Genomic DNA, 18,473 nt, shown 5'->3' with positions numbered 1-18,473 from the left:
TGGCTGGCGGAAAAGTCGGCGGTTGACTCGATTTACATCGTGTACTAAACAATCGTGCACGATTTAAATGGAGAAATGAAATGCCTGCATTGTATTCTACCCAAGCCCGCGCCGTCGGCGGCCGCGCCGGCCATGTCCAGAGCGATGATGGCTTGCTCAGCCTCGATCTTGCCATGCCCAAGGAGCTTGGCGGCAAAGGTGGCGCCACCAATCCCGAACAGCTTTTCGCCGCCGGCTATGCCGCCTGCTTCGAAAGCGCCATGCGCTTCATCGCCGGCAAGCAGAAACTGCCGCTGCAGGATGCCTCGGTGACGGCAAATGTCAGCCTGCACAGCAATGCGCAGGGCGGATTTGTGCTCGGCGTTTCGCTGGCAGCGGAAACAAAAGGTCTTGATCAGGCGGCGGCGGAAGCGCTTGTATCGGCGGCGCACCAGGTTTGCCCCTATTCCAACGCCATCAAGGGCAACATCGAGGTGGCGCTTTCGGCTAAGGCGCTTCCGGCAAAGGCAGCATGAACACAAAACAGACGGACGATACCACGCAGGCCTCGGCGGATTTCGCCGGGGTGCCGAAACTCGACGACCAAATCTGCTTCGCCCTCTATTCGGCTAGCGGGCTGATGACACGGCTCTACCGGCCGTTGCTCGAACCGCTCGGCCTCACCTATCCGCAATATCTGGCGATGATGGCGCTGTGGGAGCGAGCGCCACGCACGGTGGGTGGGCTCGGCGAGGTGCTGGGTCTCGATTCGGCGACGCTGACACCCCTGCTCAAACGGCTGGAGGCGGGCGGCTTCATCACCCGCCGGCGCGACGCTGCCGACGAGCGCCGGGTGCTTCTGGAGCTGACAGCCAAGGGACAGTCGCTACGCGGGCCCGCCAAAGACGTTGCTGTCCAGATACTCTGCCAATTTCCCCGCCTCAGCGCGGTCGAACTGGATGGCCTGCACCGCATCCTGGCCAAGCTCATTGCTGGGCTGCGCGAGACGGACGCCAAGGCACCGGCGGCTGACTGACCGCCGGCCAAGGCACGGATCTCCCGGAATCTTCCGATCGAGAGCATTGGAATCCGATTTCGCCCCAGGCGACACGGCAGAGCGTCTTGCATGACGCTTGCGGAAAGCTAAAGTCGGCGCCGGATTTTCCTGCAAGCCCGGCCATGCCCGGGTCATCAATTCCCGGGGGGTGTGTCATGACCAAATCGAAACTGCTGCTGGCGGGCCTGCTTGCCCTCGTCCTGGCACCCGTTGCCGCCTTCGCGCAGGCGCTGCCCGACCTCGGCGGCAAGAAGGTGGTGGTTGTGACCGAAAACGCCTATCCGCCGCTGCAGTTCATCGATGCCAAGACCGGCAAACAGATCGGCTGGGAATATGACGCGATGAACGAGATCGCCAAGCGGCTCAATTTCACGGTCGAGTACCAGAACACTTCCTGGGACGCGATGATCCAGGCGGTTTCCGACAACCAGTACAACATTGGCATGACCGGCATCACCATCAAGGACGACCGCAAGGAGAAGGTCGATTTCTCCGACCCCTATATGCGCTCGGAACAGTTCATGCTGGTGCGCGGCGATGAGAGCCGCTTCACCGACGCCAAGACCTTCGGCGCCTTCAAGGACGGGCTGGTCGGCGCGCAGGCCGGCACCACGCCCTTCTACACCGCCGTCTACAGCGTGCTCGACGGCAATGAGCAGAACCCGCGCATCAAACTGTTCGAGACGTTCGGCGCGACCGTGCAGGCACTGAAATCAGGCGACGTCGATGTTGTTTTGACCGATGGCACCGCCGGCAAAGGCTATGTCGACGCCTCCGAGGGCAAATTGAAGCTGATCGGGGGGCCGCTCGGTACCGAGGATTTTGGGTTTATCTTTCCGAAGGGTTCGTACCTGGTGAAGCCGGTCAACGCGGCCATCGCGGCGCTGAAGGCCGACGGCACCCTCGATGCGCTCAACAAGAAATGGTTTCTTGATTACAAGATGGGGCAGTAGTTCGCTGAACCTCACGCAGACACGGCGCTTGAACACCCCCCTCTGCCCTGCCGGGCATCTCCCCCGCAAGGGGGGAGATCAGCTGTCCGCCCTGCCTTCGCGTACCTCCAGCATTGAAGAAAAGGCGCGGGCATTGAAGCTGCCAATCTCCCTCCTTGCGGGGGAGATGGCCGGCAGGCCAGAGGGGGGTGCCTTGGCGCAATCCTTCTGATGCAGGTCCCTTGCTCTTCCTCCAAAGCCGACTTCCCCTGGTGGCTCGTCGTTGCCGTAACCCTCGCGATCGCGGTGGCCGTCTTCGTCGCCACCAGCAACCTCTACACCCAGGTGTTCGCCACGGTCGCCAAGGGCATCGGCGTCACCATCTTCGTCACCGTGATTGCCTTCGTGCTGGCTTCGGCCATGGGTCTCGGCATCGCGCTGATGGGAATGTCCGGCTCGCGCTGGCTGCGCCAGATCGCGCGCTTTTATGTCGAGATCATCCGCGGCGTGCCGATCCTGGTGCTGTTGTTCTGGATCGCCTTTGCCGGTGCACCGGCCTTCGTCGCGGCTTGGAACGCGCTGACCGCGCCGCTGCAAAGTGCGGGCCTGTTCGGCGAGCTTTTGGTGCGCGACGTGTCGCTGCTCTGGCGCGCCATCATGGCGCTGACCATCGGCTATTCGGCTTTCATCTCGGAGGTTTTCCGGGCCGGCATCCAGTCGGTGGAGAAGGGCCAGATCGAGGCGGCGAAGGCGCTTGGGCTGACCCGCGCTCAGCGCTTCCGGCTGATCGTGTTCCCACAGGCAATCCGCACCATCCTGCCGCCGCTCGGCAATGATTTCGTCGCGCTGGTCAAGGATTCCTCGCTGGTCTCGGTGCTCGGCGTTGCCGACATCACGCAGATGGGCAAGGTCTACGCCGCCGGCTCCTTTCGCTTCTTCGAGACCTATTCGATAACGGCCTACATCTATCTCATCCTGACCGTCGGCCTGTCGCTGGCGCTCAGGGCGCTGGAGCGGCGGCTGCGCCGCCAGCACGAGGAATAGTTTTTCGGCCAAGGCAGCGCTACGATCCCCGAGCATTCCCGTTAAGGAGGTCCCCATGATCGTCGACAAAGCCAATGCAGCGCTGGATTCCGTCTACACGGCCGACACGCCGGAAGCGCTTGAGGAGGCCTATGCCGCGTGGGCTGCGACCTATGACAGCGAGACCGCCTCGCTCGGCTACCTCCTGCCTTTCCTGATCACCGCCTGGGTGGCGCGTCATGTGCCGGCGGGCGATGGCCCCTTGCTCGATGCCGGCTGCGGCACTGGCCTGTCGGGACCGTCGCTGAAGGCGCTCGGTTACCGCGACATTGCGGGGCTCGACCTCTCGCACGATATGCTGAAGATCGCCGGCAGCCGCAATGCCTACAGCGACCTGAAGCAGGCAATGCTGGGCGGTCCGCTACCGTGGCCGGACGGGTATTTCCGCGCCTTCTTCTCGACCGGCGTGTTCACCATCAGCCATGCGCCGGCATCCGGCCTGCACGAGTTGGTGCGCATCACCCGCAAGGGTGGCCATGCCATCTTCACCGTGCGTGACCAGGTGTTCGAAAGTGGCGGCTTTCAAGCCGTGTTCGATGAACTGGAGCAAGCTGGGAAATGGCGACCGGTCGAGGAAAGCCCGTGGTTCCGCTGCTATGCGATCGCCGAGCCCGAAGCGCTGGTGAAGACGTTTGTGTTTGAAGTGGTTTGAGCGGAGAGGTTTGGGTTCTGCGAAGACACGCCGCAATTGCCGAAAACCCAAAACATTGGTATGAGCCACGCCATGGAAGAGCTTTTTGGCGATCCGGCCTACAAGGGGTTCGTGCTGCAGGACAGGAAACGCCTGCCGTCGCGCTTTTTCGCGCGCGTGTCCGGGGCGCTGACCAGCCGACTATCCTAGGCCGACCTGTCCAGGTCGTTTTCACCGGGCCGGAGGTCCGGCACCTGCTCTTTCCCATTCTCATATCGACGGATTTACGCACATGAGCGCACCGCGCACCCTCTACGACAAGATTTTCGACGACCATGTCGTCGACCGCCAGGACGACGGCACCTGCCTGCTCTACATCGACCGCCACCTGGTCCATGAAGTGACCAGCCCGCAGGCCTTCGAAGGCCTGCGCATGACCGGTCGTAAAGTCCGGCATCCGGAAAAGACGCTGGCCGTGGTCGATCACAATGTCTCGACCTCACCCGAGCGCAAGTTCGGCATCAAGAACGAGGAAAGCCGTATCCAGGTCGAGGCGCTGGCCAAGAACGCCAGGGATTTCGGCGTCGAATATTATTCCGAGAACGATATTCGCCAGGGCATCGTCCACATCATCGGTCCGGAGCAGGGCTTTACTCTGCCCGGCATGACCATCGTCTGCGGCGACAGCCACACCTCGACGCATGGCGCTTTCGGCGCGCTGGCGCATGGCATCGGCACGTCCGAGGTCGAGCATGTTCTGGCGACACAGACGCTGATCCAGCGCAAGGCCAAGAACATGCTGGTGCGCGTTGACGGCCAGCTGCCGCAGGGCGTCACCGCCAAGGACATCATCCTCGCTATCATCGGCGAGATCGGCACCGCCGGCGGCACCGGCTATGTCATCGAATATGCCGGCGAGGCGATCCGTGCGCTGTCGATGGAAGGCCGCATGACGATCTGCAACATGTCGATCGAAGGCGGTGCGCGCGCCGGCCTTATCGCCGCCGACGAGACGACCTTCGCCTATGTCAAGGACAAGCCGCGCGCGCCGAAGGGCGCGTCCTGGGATGCGGCGCTCGAATACTGGAAGACGCTGCAGTCCGACGAAGGCGCGCATTTCGACAAGGTGATCGTGCTCGACGCGGCCAAGCTGCCGCCGATCGTCTCCTGGGGCTCCTCGCCCGAGGATGTGGTGTCGGTGCAAGGCATCGTGCCGAACCCGGACGACATCGCCGATGAAAACAAGCGCACCTCCAAGCAGCGCGCGCTCGACTATATGGGGCTGACGCCGGGCACCAAGATCACCGACATCACGCTCGATCGCGTCTTCATCGGTTCCTGCACCAATGGCCGCATCGAGGATCTGCGCGCCGTCGCCAAGGTGGTCGAAGGCAAGACGGTCAGCCCGCATGTCGATGCGATGATCGTGCCGGGTTCCGGCCTGGTCAAGGAACAGGCGGAAGCCGAAGGTCTCGACAAGATCTTCCTCGCCGCCGGTTTCGACTGGCGCGAGCCGGGCTGCTCGATGTGCCTGGCGATGAACGACGACCGGCTGAAGCCGCATGAACGCTGCGCCTCCACCTCGAACCGCAATTTCGAGGGCCGGCAGGGTTTCAAGGGCCGCACCCATCTGGTTTCGCCGGCCATGGCGGCGGCGGCGGCGATCGCCGGCCACTTCGTCGACATACGCGAGTGGAAGTAACCCGGATTTGAACAGAACCCGAGCCGCGTGGGCTCGGGTTCAAAGCTTCCCGTCACGGCGGACGAGTTCGTGGAACTCCTCGCGGCGTCCCGGCTGTTCGGCGGCGACCACAAGCGCAAGCTGTTGTTCCTCGAAGAGCTTGAACCATTCGTCCCATTCGACGAGTTCATAGCCTCCCGCATTGAGCGGCCGTTCAGGCTGGTCCTGATCCTGATAGGCGTGCTGGCCGAAGACCAGCCTCAACATGGGCTGCGTCCCCGCCTCCGGCGATATGTCGACGATTGCGGGAAAGCCGGCGCGCCCGGCAGCCCATGAGCGGATCGCATCGTGGTCGGTCAGTGTGATCGTGTCGGCCATGGGTCGCTCCAGATTGTGAACGGAGGAACGCTGACTGGGGACTGCGGTTCCCTGACATTATTTTGAGGCGGCGGTCCTGCTTGCCGCATGGCTTAACCGCTTGTTTGGGCTTGCCCTCTAAGCTCTTCCCTGACGTAAGCCAGGGGAAGTCACAGTCGGTTGGACACGGGTCTGCTCATTGCGCTGCTCAACCCGACGATCGCGCTGGCGCTCGGCGCGGCGTTCCTTGTGCTATGGTCCTATCAGCGCCACCGCCCCTATCTGGCCGTTCTGGCGATCAGCTACAGTCTCTCGGCGGCTGGCTTCCTGCTCCAGTATTTCACCTTGCCCATCGGGATGCCGCTGACCAAGCTTACGTCGAACATCTGCTTCACCATCGCTGCCTGCTGCCTGTCCAGCGCCGTCATCCACCGTTATGGCCGCAAGGTGCCCTCTGTGGGAATCGCCGTGTTGGCGGGCGGCGGCCTGGCGTCGTTATGCTGGTTCCTGTTCGTCGCGCCGGATCTCACCTGGCGCATCCTGGCGATGAATTTCGCATTCGGCGGCATCAGCCTTCTGGTTGCCGCCGAACTGCGCCCGGTACGCAACAACGGCCCGACCGAAAAAATCCTGTTCGTGCTGTCGCTGCTGTCGGGCGTCAATTTCTTCGTGCGCACCCTTGCCGTCGTCATCGCGCATGGGCCCTTCGCCAGCTATGACGGGTTCTATGGCTCGTCCTACTGGACGACGGCGCTGCTGTCGCACGCTCTGCTCTCGCTGCTCATCGCGCTGTGCCTGTTTTCCGCCGCGGCACTCGACGTGTTGAAGGCATTGAAGACCGAGACCTATACCGACCCCCTGTCGGGCCTGCTCAACCGGCGTGGCTTCGAGGAGCGAGGCATGCTGCTCTTGCAGCACTGCGCCTCGGCCCGGTTCCCGGTCGCGCTAGTGCTGGCCGACCTCGATCATTTCAAGGCGCTCAACGATGTGCATGGGCATGGGGCGGGCGATCGGGTGATCGCCGACTTCGCCGCCAAGCTTCGGTCGGCGGCCGGCGCGCGCGGTGTTGCCGGGCGTATCGGCGGCGAGGAATTCGCGGTGCTGCTGCCCCTCAGCGATCTTGCGGCGGCGCGGCTGTTCGCCGAAGCGGTGCGCACCGTCTATTCGGCCGGCCATGTCGACGGGCTTCCCCAGGGAACGAAGGTGACGGCAAGCTTCGGCGTGGCGGCCCGCAGCGGTGGCGAGGCGCTGGAGCCGCTGATGCGCCGTGCCGACGATGCGCTCTACAAAGCCAAGAAGAACGGCCGCGACAGTGTACGCCTGTCCTATGAGCGGCCGGAAACGGCGTTCCTGCCGGAGCCGCTCAAGACCGGCTGAATCTGTCCGGCCGGGACGGCGTTAACGTCTTCTTCGCCCGTCGATGATTAGCTGTCGGCGCGGGTGCGGGAGAACATGAGCGGCGCCAACTTCATCCTGTTGATCAATCTGTCGGTTGCCGGCCTGCTGGCGGCATCCTTCATGGCGGTCGCCTTCCACGATGTCGGCCGGGCGCCGGCGCGCTGGCTGGCATTTGGCTATCTGCTGGGCATGGCCTATTCGGCCATCGAATTCTCCATTCCCGCTTTTGCCGACGCGCGGCTCCCGGTCGTTGCCGCCTTCGCGGTCTTCCTTGGCGCCACGCTTGCGTTCAATGGCGGGCTTGCCCGCAAATACGGCGTGGCGCCGCCCTGGAAGCCGATGCTGTTTTTCCTGTTGGCCACCACCATAGCCGTGTATTTCGTGCAGGACCTGCCTCGCCAGTCGCTCATCCGCATCATGGCTTACCAGCTTCCCTATGCGGTCATGCAGTTCGTCGGGCTGGCCATCGTCTGGTCATCGAGGCAAAAGCTTGCCCGTCTCGATCGCATATTGATGGCCGTGCTGGCGGCGAGCGGCCTCCAGTTTGCCTCCAAGCCGTTCATCGCGCATGCGCTCGGCGGCTGGGGCGCCAATCCGCAGGCCTATCTGCAAAGCAACTACGCGCTGGTGTCGCAATCGCTCGGCACTGTCTTTGCGCTGGCGCTGGCGCTGCTGATGCTGGCCATCCTGGTTCGCGACGTGCTTGCCGAAGTGACGTCGAAGTCGGAGACGGACACGCTTTCGCGCCTGCTCAACCGCGGCGGCTTCACCCGCCATGCCGAGCTGGCGGTGCTTGGCGCGATGCGGCAAGGCGTGCCGGTCGCGCTGGTCATTGCCGACCTCGATCATTTCAAGAGCGTCAACGACAGTTTCGGCCATGCGTCAGGCGACCGGGTGATCGAGATTTTTGCAGGCTTCCTGCGCGAAGCCGCCGCCGCGCATCACGTTGCCGGCCGCATCGGCGGCGAGGAGTTCGCCATCATCCTGCCGGGAACCAACCTTGCCGCGGCCCGGCTGTTCGCCGAGGGCACGCGCAGCGCCTTTGGCGGGCTGCCCATCGACGGGCTGCCGGCTGACAACCGCTGCACCGCGAGCTTCGGCGTCGCCGAACTTCATCCGAGCGAAGACTTTGCCGATCTGATGCGGCGCGCCGACCAGGCGCTCTATCAGGCGAAGAATGCCGGGCGCGATTGCGTGCGCGTCTCCGCCGGGCCTGCCGGCAATTGGTCGTCAGCCGGAATGGAAGCCAGAGCAATTTCAGGAAAAGTGTGAAACGGTTTTCCCGGGAAAAGCGCATGGCGCCTTCCCTTGGGAATTGCGTCCAGACAAAGAGTCTAGCGGCAGGGGCTGAGCTCGGGCATCTCGCCGTCGGAGAGACCGTACATATAGGAGCGGCCCTTCACCAGCACCGGCGGCCGGTAGCAATCGCTGTATCCGCTGATTTCGTCGGCTTCGTTCTCGTAGATCACCTTGGGCTGGCCGGCGCTGGTGTAGTCGGAAAGCTGCTTGGCCAGCCTGCCTTCGCCGACGATGATGCGCTTGTAGCCAGCGGCGCTGTCGACGACGAGGTTGCCGAAGGAATCGGCGTAGACGCGATCCTGATGCCGCGCGCCTGCAAGCGCTGGCGCTGCAAGGCCGACGGCCGACGCCGTCACGATGAGCGCCGCAAGGCGCGATCTGCCCGAATTCGAACGCATGGCGTCCTCCGTGTCTTGAGGGAAAGCCTCCTCGAATCAGAAATTAACGTTTTCTTAACCTTTGTTAAGAGGCCGGTGCGTTTGGCGGCAATGTCTCGGTAAACATGGTTAATATCCGTTAATATCCGACTGGATGGAAAACCCGTTGGCCATCATTCGGCCATGCTCGGCCGCACCATCGCGGCTGGTGTCCGTCTCGGCGTCGGGATGACCTTGATCTTGGCAAAGCATCGCGGCTGGTTTGCCGCGCGGGAGGACAGCATATGGCGCTACGCCGGCCGAATTGGGTGTCCGTTTTCCCGTTGCTCGGGATCGCCGCTGGCTGTGTGCCGCAGGACAGCGCGCCGAAGGCGGCCAATACCGTGGTCGTCTCACCTGCACCGGCTCAGCAGTCCGTCGCAGCCGCGGCGCCTCCGGCAGCTGCAACCAAGATCATCACCGACCTTACCGCGCCTCGGTCCGGCATAGGCGCGGCCACCTACAGATGCGGCAACAACGGTATGATTTCTATCCAAAATCTCGGTACATCGTTGCGTGTGGTCGGGTCCGACGGCGCGACCGAGGAGTTTGCGGCGTCGCCCGCCAACCAGAGCAGCCGCTACCAGGCGGTCACGCATGACGCAATCGTGATCGACGGACGCGAGGCGTTGGTGATGAAGAAGGGGTCGACGCCGCAGACCTGCAAACGCTGACGCCAATCTCAACACCGCTGGGCCCTTGGGTCAGACATGTTGCACTGCAGCGATATCGAGCCGGCTTCGGGCCTCCCGGCCTAATCGATTGAAGCCCAAGCCGGCCTTTTAGTCAGACTAAATTACGTTTTCGAAACGGTTTTCTGGCTTTGACGCGGTGCAAAAAGAGCATTAGAAACCGGCTGTCCGAAGTCGCAACCGGAAGCGGCAATGCCGCATTTCCACCTGAGGCTCCAGAGAGACGCCGAACTGGGGGAGCCATGAGCAAATCACCAGCCACCCGCGAATTTGTCAGACGTGAACGGCCGATTTCGCCGCACCTCACCGTGTACCGGCCGCCGATCACCATGACGATGTCGATCATTCACCGCATCACCGGTGGCGCGCTGTATTTCGGCACGCTGCTGGTCGCCCTGTGGCTGATGGCGGCGGCAAGCTCGCAGGCGACTTTCGATTGGGCCAATTGGGCCTTCGGCACCTGGCTCGGCCGGCTCATCCTGTTCGGCTACACCTGGGCGCTGATGCACCATATGCTGGGTGGCGTGCGCCATCTGGTCTGGGACACCGGCGCGGGTCTGGAGAAGCATACCGCCTCGAAGATCGCCTGGGCGACGCTGGCCGGCTCGATCCTGCTCACGCTGCTGATCTGGATCGCCGGCACCATAGCGCGGGGAGCCTGATCATGAGCGGCAAAAACACCGACATGCGCACGCCGCTGGCGAAGGTCCGCGGCCTCGGCTCCGCCCGCGAGGGCACCGGACATTTCTGGCGCCAGCGCCTGACCGCGATCGCCAACATCCCGCTGATCCTGTTCTTCGTCGGCTTCCTGATCGCGCTCAACGGCGCCGACTACGCACATGTGCGGGCAGCTCTTGCCAACCCGTTCGTGGCGCTAGTGATGGCCCTGGTGCTCATTTCCGGGCTTACCCATATGCGGCTCGGCATGCAGGCGATCATCGAGGATTACGTGCATGGCGAAGGCATGAAGCTGGCGCTGATCGCGCTCAATACATTTTTCACCATAGCGGTCGGCGTCGCCTCGATCTTCGCCCTGCTCAAGCTGGCATTCGGAGGCTGAGTTGGCCAAGGACGCGAAACAAGCCAACACGGCAGGCTATACCTTTGTCGACCACAAGTTCGACGTGGTGGTCGTTGGCGCCGGCGGCGCCGGCCTGCGCGCCACGCTCGGCATGGCCGAACAGGGCCTGCGCACCGCCTGCATCAGCAAGGTGTTCCCGACCCGCTCGCACACGGTGGCGGCGCAAGGCGGCATTGCCGCCTCGCTGTCCAACATGGGTCCCGATTCCTGGCAGTGGCACATGTACGACACCGTCAAGGGCTCGGACTGGCTGGGCGATGTCGACGCCATGGAATATCTGGTGCGCGAAGCGCCGGCCGCGGTCTACGAGCTCGAACATTACGGCGTGCCGTTTTCGCGCACCGAAGAGGGCAAGATCTACCAGCGGCCGTTCGGCGGCCACATGATGAACTATGGCGAAGGCCCGCCGGTGCAGCGCACCTGTGCCGCCGCCGACCGCACCGGCCATGCCATCCTGCACACGCTTTACGGCCAGTCGCTGAAGAACAACGCGCAGTTCTTCATCGAGTATTTCGCGCTCGACCTGATCATGGAGCCGGACGGCACCTGCACCGGCGTTCTTGCCTGGAACCTGGATGACGGCACCATCCACCGTTTCTCCGCCAAGATGGTGGTGCTGGCGACCGGCGGCTATGGCCGCACCTATTTCTCGGCCACCTCGGCACACACCTGCACCGGCGACGGCGGCGGCATGGCAGCGCGTGCCGGCTTTCCGCTGCAGGACATGGAGTTCGTGCAATTCCACCCGACCGGCATCTATGGCGCCGGCTGCCTGATCACCGAGGGTGCGCGCGGCGAGGGCGGCTATCTCGTCAATTCCGAAGGCGAGCGCTTCATGGAGCGCTATGCGCCGTCAGCCAAGGACCTTGCCTCGCGCGACGTCGTCTCGCGCTGCATGACGCTGGAGATCCGCGAGGGTCGCGGCGTCGGCAAGAACAAGGACCACATCTTCCTGCATCTCGACCATCTCGATCCCGCCGTCCTGCATGAGCGGCTGCCGGGCATTTCGGAATCGGCCAAGATCTTTGCCGGTGTCGACCTGACCAAGGAGCCGATCCCGGTGCTGCCCACGGTCCACTACAATATGGGCGGCGTGCCGACCAATTACTGGGGCGAGGTGCTCAATCCGACGGCGCTCAATCCAGACCAGGTGTCGCCCGGGTTGATGGCTGTCGGCGAAGCCGGCTGCGCCTCCGTGCATGGTGCCAATCGGCTCGGTTCGAATTCGCTGATCGATCTTGTGGTGTTCGGCCGCGCGGCCGCGATCCGCGCCGGCCAGGTCATCGACCGCAAGTCGGCGATCCCTTCGCCCAACGAAGCCTCGGTCGAAAAGATCATGGACCGCTTCGACCGGCTGCGCCACGCCAATGGCTCGACGCCGACGGCGGTGCTGCGTGAAAAGATGCAGAAGGCGATGCAGGAAGACGCGGCCGTATTCCGCACGCAGGAGTCCCTCGAAAGCGGCTGCAAGCGGGTTTCGCAGATCTGGGGCGAGTTGAAGGACATCAAAGTGTCCGACCGCTCGATGATCTGGAACTCCGATCTGGTCGAGACGCTGGAGCTGGAAAATCTGATGGCCAATGCCATCACCACGGTCTACAGCGCCGAGGCGCGCAAGGAGAGCCGTGGCGCGCACGCACGCGAGGACTTTTCGGCGCGCGACGACGCGGTCTGGCGCAAGCATACGCTGGCCAGGCTGAGCGAAGACGGCAAGGTGGCCCTCTCCTACCGGCCGGTGCACACCGAACCGCAGCTGGCTGAAAAGGACGGCGGCATCAGCCTCGCCAAGATCGCGCCCAAGGCCAGAGTGTATTGAGGATCGAACATGGTTGAACTCACGCTCCCGAAGAATTCGCAGATCAAGCCGGGCAAGACCTGGCCCAAGCCCGAGGGCGCCACCAATCTGCGGGAGTACCGCATCTACCGCTGGTCGCCGGACGATGACGAGAACCCGCGCATCGACACCTATTTCGTCGACATGGACGATTGCGGGCCGATGGTGCTCGACGCGCTGCTGTGGATCAAGAACAAGATCGACCCGACACTGACCTTGCGGCGTTCCTGCCGCGAAGGCATTTGCGGCTCCTGCGCCATGAACATCGACGGTTCCAACACGCTGGCCTGCACCAAGGGCTGCGACGACATTTCCGGCGCGGTAAAAGTCTACCCGCTGCCGCATATGCAGGTGGTCAAAGACCTTGTGCCGGACCTCACCAATTTCTACGCCCAGCACGCGTCGATCCAGCCCTGGCTGAAGACGGTATCGCCGGAGCCGGCCAAGGAGTGGCTGCAGAGCCATGAGGACCGCGAGAAGCTCGACGGGCTCTACGAATGCATATTGTGCGCCTGCTGCTCGACCTCGTGCCCGAGCTATTGGTGGAACGGCGACCGCTATCTCGGCCCGGCAACGCTCTTGCAGGCCTATCGCTGGCTGATCGATAGCCGCGACGAGGCCACCGGCGAGCGGCTCGACAACCTCGAAGATCCGTTCCGGCTCTATCGCTGCCACACCATCATGAACTGCGCGCAGACCTGCCCCAAGGGCCTCAACCCGGCCAAGGCGATCGCCGAGATCAAGAAGATGATGGTGGAGAGAAGGGTTTAGGCTGGCGGTCGGTTGCCGGCGAAAGCAAATCCAATGAGCGATGACCTTCCCACTCTCTCCCCCGTCGAAGCGCGCATACTCGGCTGCCTGATCGAGAAGAAGGAGCTGACGCCGGATGTCTATCCGCTGACGCTCAACGCAGCACTGGCCGCCGCCAACCAGAAGACGGCGCGCGAGCCGGTGATGGCGCTGGAGCAGACCGAGGTGCATCGGGGGCTGAAGCTGCTCGAACAAAAGGGGCTGGTGAGGCAGATGTTCGGTTCGCGTGTCGAGCGCTACGAGCATCAGATGGCGCAGCGCTTCTCGCTGACCACGCCGCAGACCGCTTTGATCGGCCTGCTGTTGCTGCGCGGGCCGCAGACGGCCCATGAATTGTCGGCGCGCACCGAGCGCATGGCACGGTTTTCGTCGATCGAAGATCTGCGCGCCGAACTCGACATGCTGATCGGACGTCGGCCGCCACTCATCGAGGAAATCCCGCGAGGACCGGGCCAGCGCGAGGACCGCTACGTGCATCTGCTGAGCGGCCCGGTGGACGTTGCCGCCCTTTCGGTGCAGCGAAGTGCATCGGCCCTGCCTGCTTCCGACCTGGAGGCGCGGTTGGAGGCACTGGAGCAGGAAGTCGCCGCACTGCGTGCTCGCCTGGACGCGCTGGGAGCATAGGCCGGCGCGCGCCTGGCGTTCGCGCCGGGTCTTTACACGGATGCAGCGCTTTCAGCCGAGCCGGGCATCAAGCGATACGTTTATGGCGCCGAGCGCCTTCGAGACCGGGCATCCGGCCTTGGCCTTTTCAGCCAACTCCCCAAATTTCGCCGCATCGATGCCAGGCACCTTGCCGACCACGGTGAGTGCGCTCCCGGTGATCCCCGTGCCGGGAACCAGCGTCACCACGGCCTTGGCGTCGAGTTCGGCGGCGGGGGTGCCGTTCTCGGCCAGGAAATGCGAAAACTGCATGGCAAAGCAGCCGGCGTGCGCGGCGGCGATCAGTTCTTCCGGATTGGTGCCGGATTTGCCGCTTTCGTCCTCGAAGCGTGCCTTGAACGAATAGGGCGTGCCTTTCAGGGTCCCGCTCTGGGTGTCGAGCGTGCCTGTGCCCCCTTTCAGATCGCCTTTCCAGATGGCGTTTGCGGTGCGGTCCATGAATTCCTCCTTGTTACAGCGGTGGCGCCGGCCAGGCGGCGTTCCTCCCAACTATAGCGCGGGCGCGAGGGAAGGCCACCGCGCTGTTTGCGCGCGCATGCAACGCCGGCGGACCGCGCCGAATCTTTTTTTGAAAAAATGTGCGTGGAAAAATGTCGACTTGCATCGGCCCCGACCGTCCTGCGGGGACCACGGATTCTCGTGGCGGATGGAGGTTCGGATGAACAATCTGTTTTCTGCCCATTGGACAAGCACCGGCCGAAGGGCTGATCTAGGGGAACGCGACCCGCTGCATGTGCCGCCCTCCGGCTTCGGCCGGCTGCTTGCGGCAATTGCCATTATCGGCATTGCGGTCAGCCTTCTCGACCATGTTGCTGCCGGCAAGGACTCAACCGATACCGTGATCGCCTATGGTTCGTCACAGCAAGGGAGCTGGAAATGAAATATGTCTGTCTGGTCTATGGCGAGGAAAACGACCTCCATGCCATGACGCCGGAGCGTCTGGCCAAGCTCGATGCCGATTCGATGGCTCATGACCGCTCATTGGATCAGCGTGGGATGCTGATCGTCGCACAGGCGCTCCAATCGGTGAAGACGTCGAAGACGCTGCGGCGACGCCAGGGCAAGCGGCTGATCACCGACGGCCCGTTCGCCGAAACCAAGGAGCAGTTGCTCGGCTTCGTCATGATCGAGGCGGACAATCTCGACCAGGCGCTGGAGATCGCTGGCGAGATCCCGCTGGCCGAAATAGGCACTATCGAGGTGCGGGCGATCTACGATGTGCCGGGGTCATAGCCCCCGCCATGTGCTACAGCCACGCGGAAACCAAGACATTCGACTGAACGATCGTCCTGGTTCATTTCGTGCGCAACTTTTGCGTGTTGAAGCAAGGCGAGAGTTCTCCTATCGTCGCCGGGGTTCTTGGGGATTTCGACATGCCTTTCCTGATTGCTATCCTTGGCGTGATGGGCGCGGCAGCGTTCTGGTGGTACCGGATGAAGGCGATGAACGACGCGGCTCGTGAGGTTGCGGACGTTGTCGGGCGCGTACAGGGCAACATCCGCCGCAAGAAGCTGCGCAAGCAGGCGGCGCTGTCGCCGCTGACGGCGATCGATGATCCGGTCGTAGCGGCAGCTACGCTGATCACATCGATCGTCTCCGAGGATGGGCCCATACTGCCGCAGCGCGAGGCCGTCATCCGCGCCGTGATTTCCGAGATCGCCGACAAGAAGAAAACGGACGAAGCGGTGGTCTACGCCAAATGGGCGGCGTCACAGATCGACGACACCACAATCGTCATCGACAAGCTGGCGCCGTTCCTGCGCGAGCGTCTGGATGTCGCCGAGCGAAACGATCTGCTGCAGATGGTCAACCGCGCCGCCCAGGGCGGCGAGAAACGCCTCGAAATATCCGACCAGAGGATATTGCGGCTGCGGCAAAAGCTGGGTTTTGAGGTCAATTGATCGCATACCTTGGCGATTGGCGGAAACGCCCATCGCTTTCGTCATCCTGGGGCGGAGCAAGGAGCGAAGCGACGCGGCGCAGACCCCGGGATCCATGCCGCGACTCAAACGCGTCACCACGGTGCAGAATTCTGCTCCGCTGCATTCTTCAGCCAAGGTCGCGGCATGGATCCTTGGGTCTTCGCTCCGCTTCGCGTCGCTACGCCCAAGGATGACGACGTTGGGGATGCTGGCGGCGGCTCAAATCGCCTCGCCCTTCAACAGTCTTGGCGTGCCGGCGGACAGTCCCGACGCCTGGCGGATGAAGAATTCCTTCAGGCGCGGCATGCGTTCGACGAGGCCGAGGCCGATGTCGCGGACGGTGCGCAGCGGGCCGATATCGTTGGAAAACAGCCGGTTCAGCGCGTCGGTGGTGACACCCATCTGCACCGTGTCGAAGCGGCGCCACTGCTGGTAGCGCTCGAGCACGTCGAGCGCGCCGATATCCTGGCCGAGCCGGTCGGCCTCGACAATCACCTCGGCAAGGGCTGCGACATCCTTGAAGCCGAGATTGAGGCCCTGGCCGGCGATCGGGTGGATGCCGTGGGCGGCATCGCCGGCGAGCGCGATGCGGGGTGCGACGAAGGCACGCGCAATGGTCAAGCCGAGCGGCCAGGCGCGCGGCTTATCGGCAACGCGGATCTCGCCAAGCTTCAGGCCAAAACGCTGCTCGAGCTCGTGTTCGAAGAGGAGATCGTCACCGGCCACCAGCTTCTCGGCATCGGGCGTACGTTCGACCCAGACGATCGACGAACGGTTGGTGCCGTCCTCACCGGGCTTGAGCGGCAATGTGGCGAAGGGGCCAGCCGGCAGGAAATGCTCTTCAGCGCGACCATTGTGCGGGCGTTCATGCGCCACGGTGCAGACGATGCCGGACTGGCCATATTCCCACTTCACCGTCTTGATGCCGGCCATGTCGCGCAGCTTCGAGTTGACGCCGTCGGCGGCGACCAGCAGCCGGGCCTTCAGCGTCGCGCCGTCGGCAAGATGCACGGTGATACCACTGCCGTTGGGTTCGAAACCCTGCACGGCGACGCCTTCGATGATGTCGATGCCGAGCTTTTCGGCGCTGGCCCGCAAGGCGCCGTTCAGCACCTTGTTGGCGACCATATGCGCAAAAGGCTCGCCCGGCGCCACTTCGCCGTCGAAGGTCAGGAAGACCGGACGCACCGGATCGGCGGTGCGCGAATCGGTGATAATCATCTCGGTGATCGCCTGCGCCTGGGGCACGATCTCGGCCCACACGCCGAGCTGGTCGAGCATGCGGCAGGCGGCGGCGGCAATGGCCGAGGCGCGGCCATCCCTTTGCCAGGCGCCGGCAGGTGCGGCATCGACGAGAGCGATGGCTAGACCCGGTCGCGCCTGCTTCAGCGATACGGCGGCGGCCAGGCCGACATAGCCGGCGCCGGCGACCAGGACATCGAGCCCAGATCTTGTTTTCGCGTTTGCCCCGGTTTTCGTGTCCGCCTTGCGTTCCATCATCTTCGCTCCTGCGCGCCGCCGGGCCCTGCACCCTTGACTGCCTGTCCGTCCTGTCGGAAACCGCCATAACACTTCTACGACGAGGGCGCGAAATATGACGGCAGCCATGGACGAGCTTCTCGGCATTCTCGACCTCGAGAAGCTGGAACACAATCTGTATCGTGGTCGCAGCCCGTTGCTCGACTGGCAGCGCGTGTTCGGCGGCCAGACCATCGCCCAGGCGCTCGTGGCGGCGCAGCGGACAGTGGATCCCGATCGGTACGTGCATTCGCTGCACGGCTATTTCATGCGGCCCGGCGACACCAAGGTGCCGATCGTCTACGAGGTCGACCGTATTCGCGACGGCGGCTCCTTCACCACGCGGCGCGTGGTGGCGGTCCAGCACGGCCAGGCGATCTTTTCGCTCGAAGCCTCGTTCCAGCAGGACGAGGTCGGTCTCGAGCACCAGGTGCCGATGCCGCAGGACGTTCCGGGGCCGGACACATTGCTGTCGCAACGCGAATTGCTGGGCAAATTCGGCGAGGCGGTGCCCGATGGCATCAAACGCTACTGGGAGCGCGACCGGCCGATCGAGATGAAACCGGTGATGCTGAAGCATTACACCAGCCGCGAAAAGCTGGAGCCGAAGCAGAATATCTGGATCCGCACCACCGGTCCGGTGCCGGCGGACCGCGCCATCCAGGCGGCGGTGCTCGCCTATCTCTCCGACATGACGCTGCTCGACACATCGACCTTCGCGCATGGCCGCGCCATTTTCGATCGCGATATCCAGGCGGCGAGCCTCGACCACGCCATGTGGTTTCATCGCAGCCATGCGCTCGACGACTGGATGCTCTATACGCAGGACAGCCCGTCGACACAGGGGTCGCGCGGCTTTACACGCGGGTCGCTATTTGCCCGCGACGGCACGCTGATCGCCTCGGTTGCGCAGGAAGGGCTGATCCGGCTCAAGCGACCGCCTGCAGAGTAGGCATTTTTCAAAATTTGCCCAATTTTTAAGCAGATGCATCGCCGCAGCTATCAACAGGTTGCGTCGGAACGCTCCTCAATCTCTTTGTTTACAATGGGTTAACACACTGCTTCCGCACTTGGCACGGAGCTTGAATCCTCGTGGGCACTCTCCGGCTTTTTAGGATCG

Annotated in this window: 22 protein-coding genes; 18 read left to right on the top strand and 4 right to left on the bottom strand. The window is 63.4% G+C overall.

Features of this window, described 5'->3' with window-relative positions:
* The first annotated feature begins 80 nt into the window (after positions 1–80).
* The 6 genes from NKI66_RS02480 (at position 81) to leuC (ending at position 5,384) form a co-directional block, all read left to right on the top strand.
* Entirely contained in the window at positions 81–515 is a 435-nt protein-coding gene (locus tag NKI66_RS02480) for an organic hydroperoxide resistance protein (protein WP_023811268.1), read from the top strand.
* Positions 512–1,015: a MarR family winged helix-turn-helix transcriptional regulator gene (locus tag NKI66_RS02475; protein WP_023811267.1), complete on the top strand. Its 504-nt coding sequence runs from the start codon at positions 512–514 to the stop codon at positions 1,013–1,015. Before NKI66_RS02480 ends, NKI66_RS02475 begins: the two co-directional genes overlap by 4 nt.
* A 176-nt stretch (positions 1,016–1,191) precedes the next feature.
* A complete protein-coding gene (locus NKI66_RS02470; RefSeq protein WP_023811266.1) occupies positions 1,192–1,989 on the top strand; it encodes a transporter substrate-binding domain-containing protein in 798 nt (265 codons plus the stop codon).
* Positions 1,990–2,199: 210 nt separating this feature from the next.
* Positions 2,200–3,012 (top strand): amino acid ABC transporter permease, encoded by an 813-nt coding sequence (locus tag NKI66_RS02465; RefSeq protein WP_023811265.1) that lies wholly within the window; start codon positions 2,200–2,202, stop codon positions 3,010–3,012.
* Between the two features lie 55 nt (positions 3,013–3,067).
* Positions 3,068–3,703 carry a class I SAM-dependent DNA methyltransferase gene (locus NKI66_RS02460; protein WP_023811264.1) on the top strand — a complete coding sequence of 212 codons (636 nt, stop codon included), beginning with the start codon at positions 3,068–3,070 and terminating at the stop codon, positions 3,701–3,703.
* A gap of 271 nt (positions 3,704–3,974) precedes the next feature.
* Positions 3,975–5,384, top strand: a complete 1,410-nt coding sequence (gene leuC / locus NKI66_RS02455; RefSeq protein WP_023811262.1) for a 3-isopropylmalate dehydratase large subunit — start codon at positions 3,975–3,977, stop codon at positions 5,382–5,384.
* A gap of 39 nt (positions 5,385–5,423) precedes the next feature.
* On the opposite strand, the gene NKI66_RS02450 is transcribed toward leuC, so the two are convergent.
* Entirely contained in the window at positions 5,424–5,741 is a 318-nt protein-coding gene (locus tag NKI66_RS02450; RefSeq protein ID WP_023811261.1) for a hypothetical protein, read from the bottom strand.
* 159 nt (positions 5,742–5,900) lie between these two features.
* Between NKI66_RS02450 and NKI66_RS02445 the strand changes: the two genes are divergently transcribed.
* Together NKI66_RS02445 and NKI66_RS02440 are read left to right on the top strand one after the other, a co-directional pair.
* Positions 5,901–7,097: a GGDEF domain-containing protein gene (locus NKI66_RS02445; protein WP_023811260.1), complete on the top strand. Its 1,197-nt coding sequence runs from the start codon at positions 5,901–5,903 to the stop codon at positions 7,095–7,097.
* 75 nt (positions 7,098–7,172) lie between these two features.
* A complete protein-coding gene (locus NKI66_RS02440) occupies positions 7,173–8,390 on the top strand; it encodes a GGDEF domain-containing protein (protein WP_023811259.1) in 1,218 nt (405 codons plus the stop codon).
* Positions 8,391–8,452: 62 nt separating this feature from the next.
* On the opposite strand, the gene NKI66_RS02435 is transcribed toward NKI66_RS02440, so the two are convergent.
* A complete protein-coding gene (locus NKI66_RS02435; protein WP_023811258.1) occupies positions 8,453–8,815 on the bottom strand; it encodes a hypothetical protein in 363 nt (120 codons plus the stop codon).
* A gap of 263 nt (positions 8,816–9,078) precedes the next feature.
* On the opposite strand from NKI66_RS02435, the gene NKI66_RS02430 reads away from it, so the two are divergent.
* From NKI66_RS02430 to NKI66_RS02405, 6 genes are all read left to right on the top strand, one after another.
* Complete coding sequence (locus NKI66_RS02430; RefSeq protein ID WP_023811256.1) at positions 9,079–9,507, top strand: hypothetical protein; 429 nt, start codon at positions 9,079–9,081, stop codon at positions 9,505–9,507.
* A gap of 260 nt (positions 9,508–9,767) precedes the next feature.
* The gene (sdhC, locus tag NKI66_RS02425; RefSeq protein WP_023811255.1) at positions 9,768–10,187 is read left to right on the top strand and encodes a succinate dehydrogenase, cytochrome b556 subunit; all 420 of its coding nucleotides are present in this window, start codon (positions 9,768–9,770) and stop codon (positions 10,185–10,187) included.
* 2 nt (positions 10,188–10,189) lie between these two features.
* A complete protein-coding gene (gene sdhD, locus NKI66_RS02420; protein WP_023811254.1) occupies positions 10,190–10,585 on the top strand; it encodes a succinate dehydrogenase, hydrophobic membrane anchor protein in 396 nt (131 codons plus the stop codon).
* A gap of 1 nt (position 10,586) precedes the next feature.
* Entirely contained in the window at positions 10,587–12,422 is a 1,836-nt protein-coding gene (gene sdhA / locus NKI66_RS02415) for a succinate dehydrogenase flavoprotein subunit (protein ID WP_023811253.1), read from the top strand.
* Positions 12,423–12,431: 9 nt separating this feature from the next.
* On the top strand, positions 12,432–13,211 hold the full coding sequence (locus NKI66_RS02410; protein WP_013528877.1) for a succinate dehydrogenase iron-sulfur subunit: 780 nt from the start codon (positions 12,432–12,434) through the stop codon (positions 13,209–13,211).
* A gap of 33 nt (positions 13,212–13,244) precedes the next feature.
* Positions 13,245–13,874 carry a YceH family protein gene (locus tag NKI66_RS02405; RefSeq protein ID WP_023811252.1) on the top strand — a complete coding sequence of 210 codons (630 nt, stop codon included), beginning with the start codon at positions 13,245–13,247 and terminating at the stop codon, positions 13,872–13,874.
* A 51-nt stretch (positions 13,875–13,925) separates the two neighbouring features.
* Here the strand turns inward: NKI66_RS02405 and NKI66_RS02400 are convergent, their stop codons facing one another.
* Positions 13,926–14,351, bottom strand: a complete 426-nt coding sequence (locus NKI66_RS02400; protein ID WP_023811251.1) for an OsmC family protein — start codon at positions 14,349–14,351, stop codon at positions 13,926–13,928.
* Positions 14,352–14,571: 220 nt separating this feature from the next.
* On the opposite strand from NKI66_RS02400, the gene NKI66_RS02395 reads away from it, so the two are divergent.
* The 3 genes from NKI66_RS02395 (at position 14,572) to NKI66_RS02385 (ending at position 15,814) form a co-directional block, all read left to right on the top strand.
* Complete coding sequence (locus NKI66_RS02395) at positions 14,572–14,793, top strand: hypothetical protein (RefSeq protein WP_023811250.1); 222 nt, start codon at positions 14,572–14,574, stop codon at positions 14,791–14,793.
* Complete coding sequence (locus NKI66_RS02390) at positions 14,790–15,146, top strand: YciI family protein (protein ID WP_023811249.1); 357 nt, start codon at positions 14,790–14,792, stop codon at positions 15,144–15,146. Before NKI66_RS02395 ends, NKI66_RS02390 begins: the two co-directional genes overlap by 4 nt.
* A 140-nt stretch (positions 15,147–15,286) precedes the next feature.
* Positions 15,287–15,814 (top strand): hypothetical protein, encoded by a 528-nt coding sequence (locus NKI66_RS02385; protein WP_023811248.1) that lies wholly within the window; start codon positions 15,287–15,289, stop codon positions 15,812–15,814.
* A gap of 240 nt (positions 15,815–16,054) precedes the next feature.
* On the opposite strand, the gene NKI66_RS02380 is transcribed toward NKI66_RS02385, so the two are convergent.
* On the bottom strand, positions 16,055–17,332 hold the full coding sequence (locus tag NKI66_RS02380) for a ubiquinone biosynthesis hydroxylase (RefSeq protein WP_352750722.1): 1,278 nt from the start codon (positions 17,330–17,332) through the stop codon (positions 16,055–16,057).
* Positions 17,333–17,429: 97 nt separating this feature from the next.
* On the opposite strand from NKI66_RS02380, the gene tesB reads away from it, so the two are divergent.
* Positions 17,430–18,305 (top strand): acyl-CoA thioesterase II, encoded by an 876-nt coding sequence (gene tesB, locus NKI66_RS02375; protein ID WP_352442082.1) that lies wholly within the window; start codon positions 17,430–17,432, stop codon positions 18,303–18,305.
* Positions 18,306–18,473: the final 168 nt, after the last annotated feature.

The sequence above is a fragment of the Mesorhizobium sp. M0518 genome, assembly GCF_040321125.1.
Classification (GTDB): Bacteria; Pseudomonadota; Alphaproteobacteria; order Rhizobiales; family Rhizobiaceae; genus Mesorhizobium.
Note: the sequence above shows the minus strand (reverse complement) of the source record. Positions and strands in the feature narration are given on the sequence as shown.

Excerpts from the sequence above, each read along its gene's own strand:
- NKI66_RS02480 (WP_023811268.1), top strand. The coding sequence starts at position 81 with ATGCCTGCATTGTATTCTACCCAAGCCCGCGCCGTCGGCGGCCGCGCC.
- NKI66_RS02475 (WP_023811267.1), top strand. The coding sequence starts at position 512 with ATGAACACAAAACAGACGGACGATACCACGCAGGCCTCGGCGGATTTC.
- NKI66_RS02470 (WP_023811266.1), top strand. The coding sequence starts at position 1,192 with ATGACCAAATCGAAACTGCTGCTGGCGGGCCTGCTTGCCCTCGTCCTG.
- NKI66_RS02465 (WP_023811265.1), top strand. The coding sequence starts at position 2,200 with ATGCAGGTCCCTTGCTCTTCCTCCAAAGCCGACTTCCCCTGGTGGCTC.
- NKI66_RS02460 (WP_023811264.1), top strand. The coding sequence starts at position 3,068 with ATGATCGTCGACAAAGCCAATGCAGCGCTGGATTCCGTCTACACGGCC.
- leuC (WP_023811262.1), top strand. The coding sequence starts at position 3,975 with ATGAGCGCACCGCGCACCCTCTACGACAAGATTTTCGACGACCATGTC.
- NKI66_RS02450 (WP_023811261.1), bottom strand. The coding sequence starts at position 5,741 with ATGGCCGACACGATCACACTGACCGACCACGATGCGATCCGCTCATGG.
- NKI66_RS02440 (WP_023811259.1), top strand. The coding sequence starts at position 7,173 with ATGAGCGGCGCCAACTTCATCCTGTTGATCAATCTGTCGGTTGCCGGC.
- NKI66_RS02435 (WP_023811258.1), bottom strand. The coding sequence starts at position 8,815 with ATGCGTTCGAATTCGGGCAGATCGCGCCTTGCGGCGCTCATCGTGACG.
- NKI66_RS02430 (WP_023811256.1), top strand. The coding sequence starts at position 9,079 with ATGGCGCTACGCCGGCCGAATTGGGTGTCCGTTTTCCCGTTGCTCGGG.
- sdhC (WP_023811255.1), top strand. The coding sequence starts at position 9,768 with ATGAGCAAATCACCAGCCACCCGCGAATTTGTCAGACGTGAACGGCCG.
- sdhD (WP_023811254.1), top strand. The coding sequence starts at position 10,190 with ATGAGCGGCAAAAACACCGACATGCGCACGCCGCTGGCGAAGGTCCGC.
- NKI66_RS02410 (WP_013528877.1), top strand. The coding sequence starts at position 12,432 with ATGGTTGAACTCACGCTCCCGAAGAATTCGCAGATCAAGCCGGGCAAG.
- NKI66_RS02405 (WP_023811252.1), top strand. The coding sequence starts at position 13,245 with ATGAGCGATGACCTTCCCACTCTCTCCCCCGTCGAAGCGCGCATACTC.
- NKI66_RS02400 (WP_023811251.1), bottom strand. The coding sequence starts at position 14,351 with ATGGACCGCACCGCAAACGCCATCTGGAAAGGCGATCTGAAAGGGGGC.
- NKI66_RS02395 (WP_023811250.1), top strand. The coding sequence starts at position 14,572 with ATGAACAATCTGTTTTCTGCCCATTGGACAAGCACCGGCCGAAGGGCT.
- NKI66_RS02390 (WP_023811249.1), top strand. The coding sequence starts at position 14,790 with ATGAAATATGTCTGTCTGGTCTATGGCGAGGAAAACGACCTCCATGCC.
- NKI66_RS02385 (WP_023811248.1), top strand. The coding sequence starts at position 15,287 with ATGCCTTTCCTGATTGCTATCCTTGGCGTGATGGGCGCGGCAGCGTTC.
- NKI66_RS02380 (WP_352750722.1), bottom strand. The coding sequence starts at position 17,332 with ATGGAACGCAAGGCGGACACGAAAACCGGGGCAAACGCGAAAACAAGA.
- tesB (WP_352442082.1), top strand. The coding sequence starts at position 17,430 with ATGACGGCAGCCATGGACGAGCTTCTCGGCATTCTCGACCTCGAGAAG.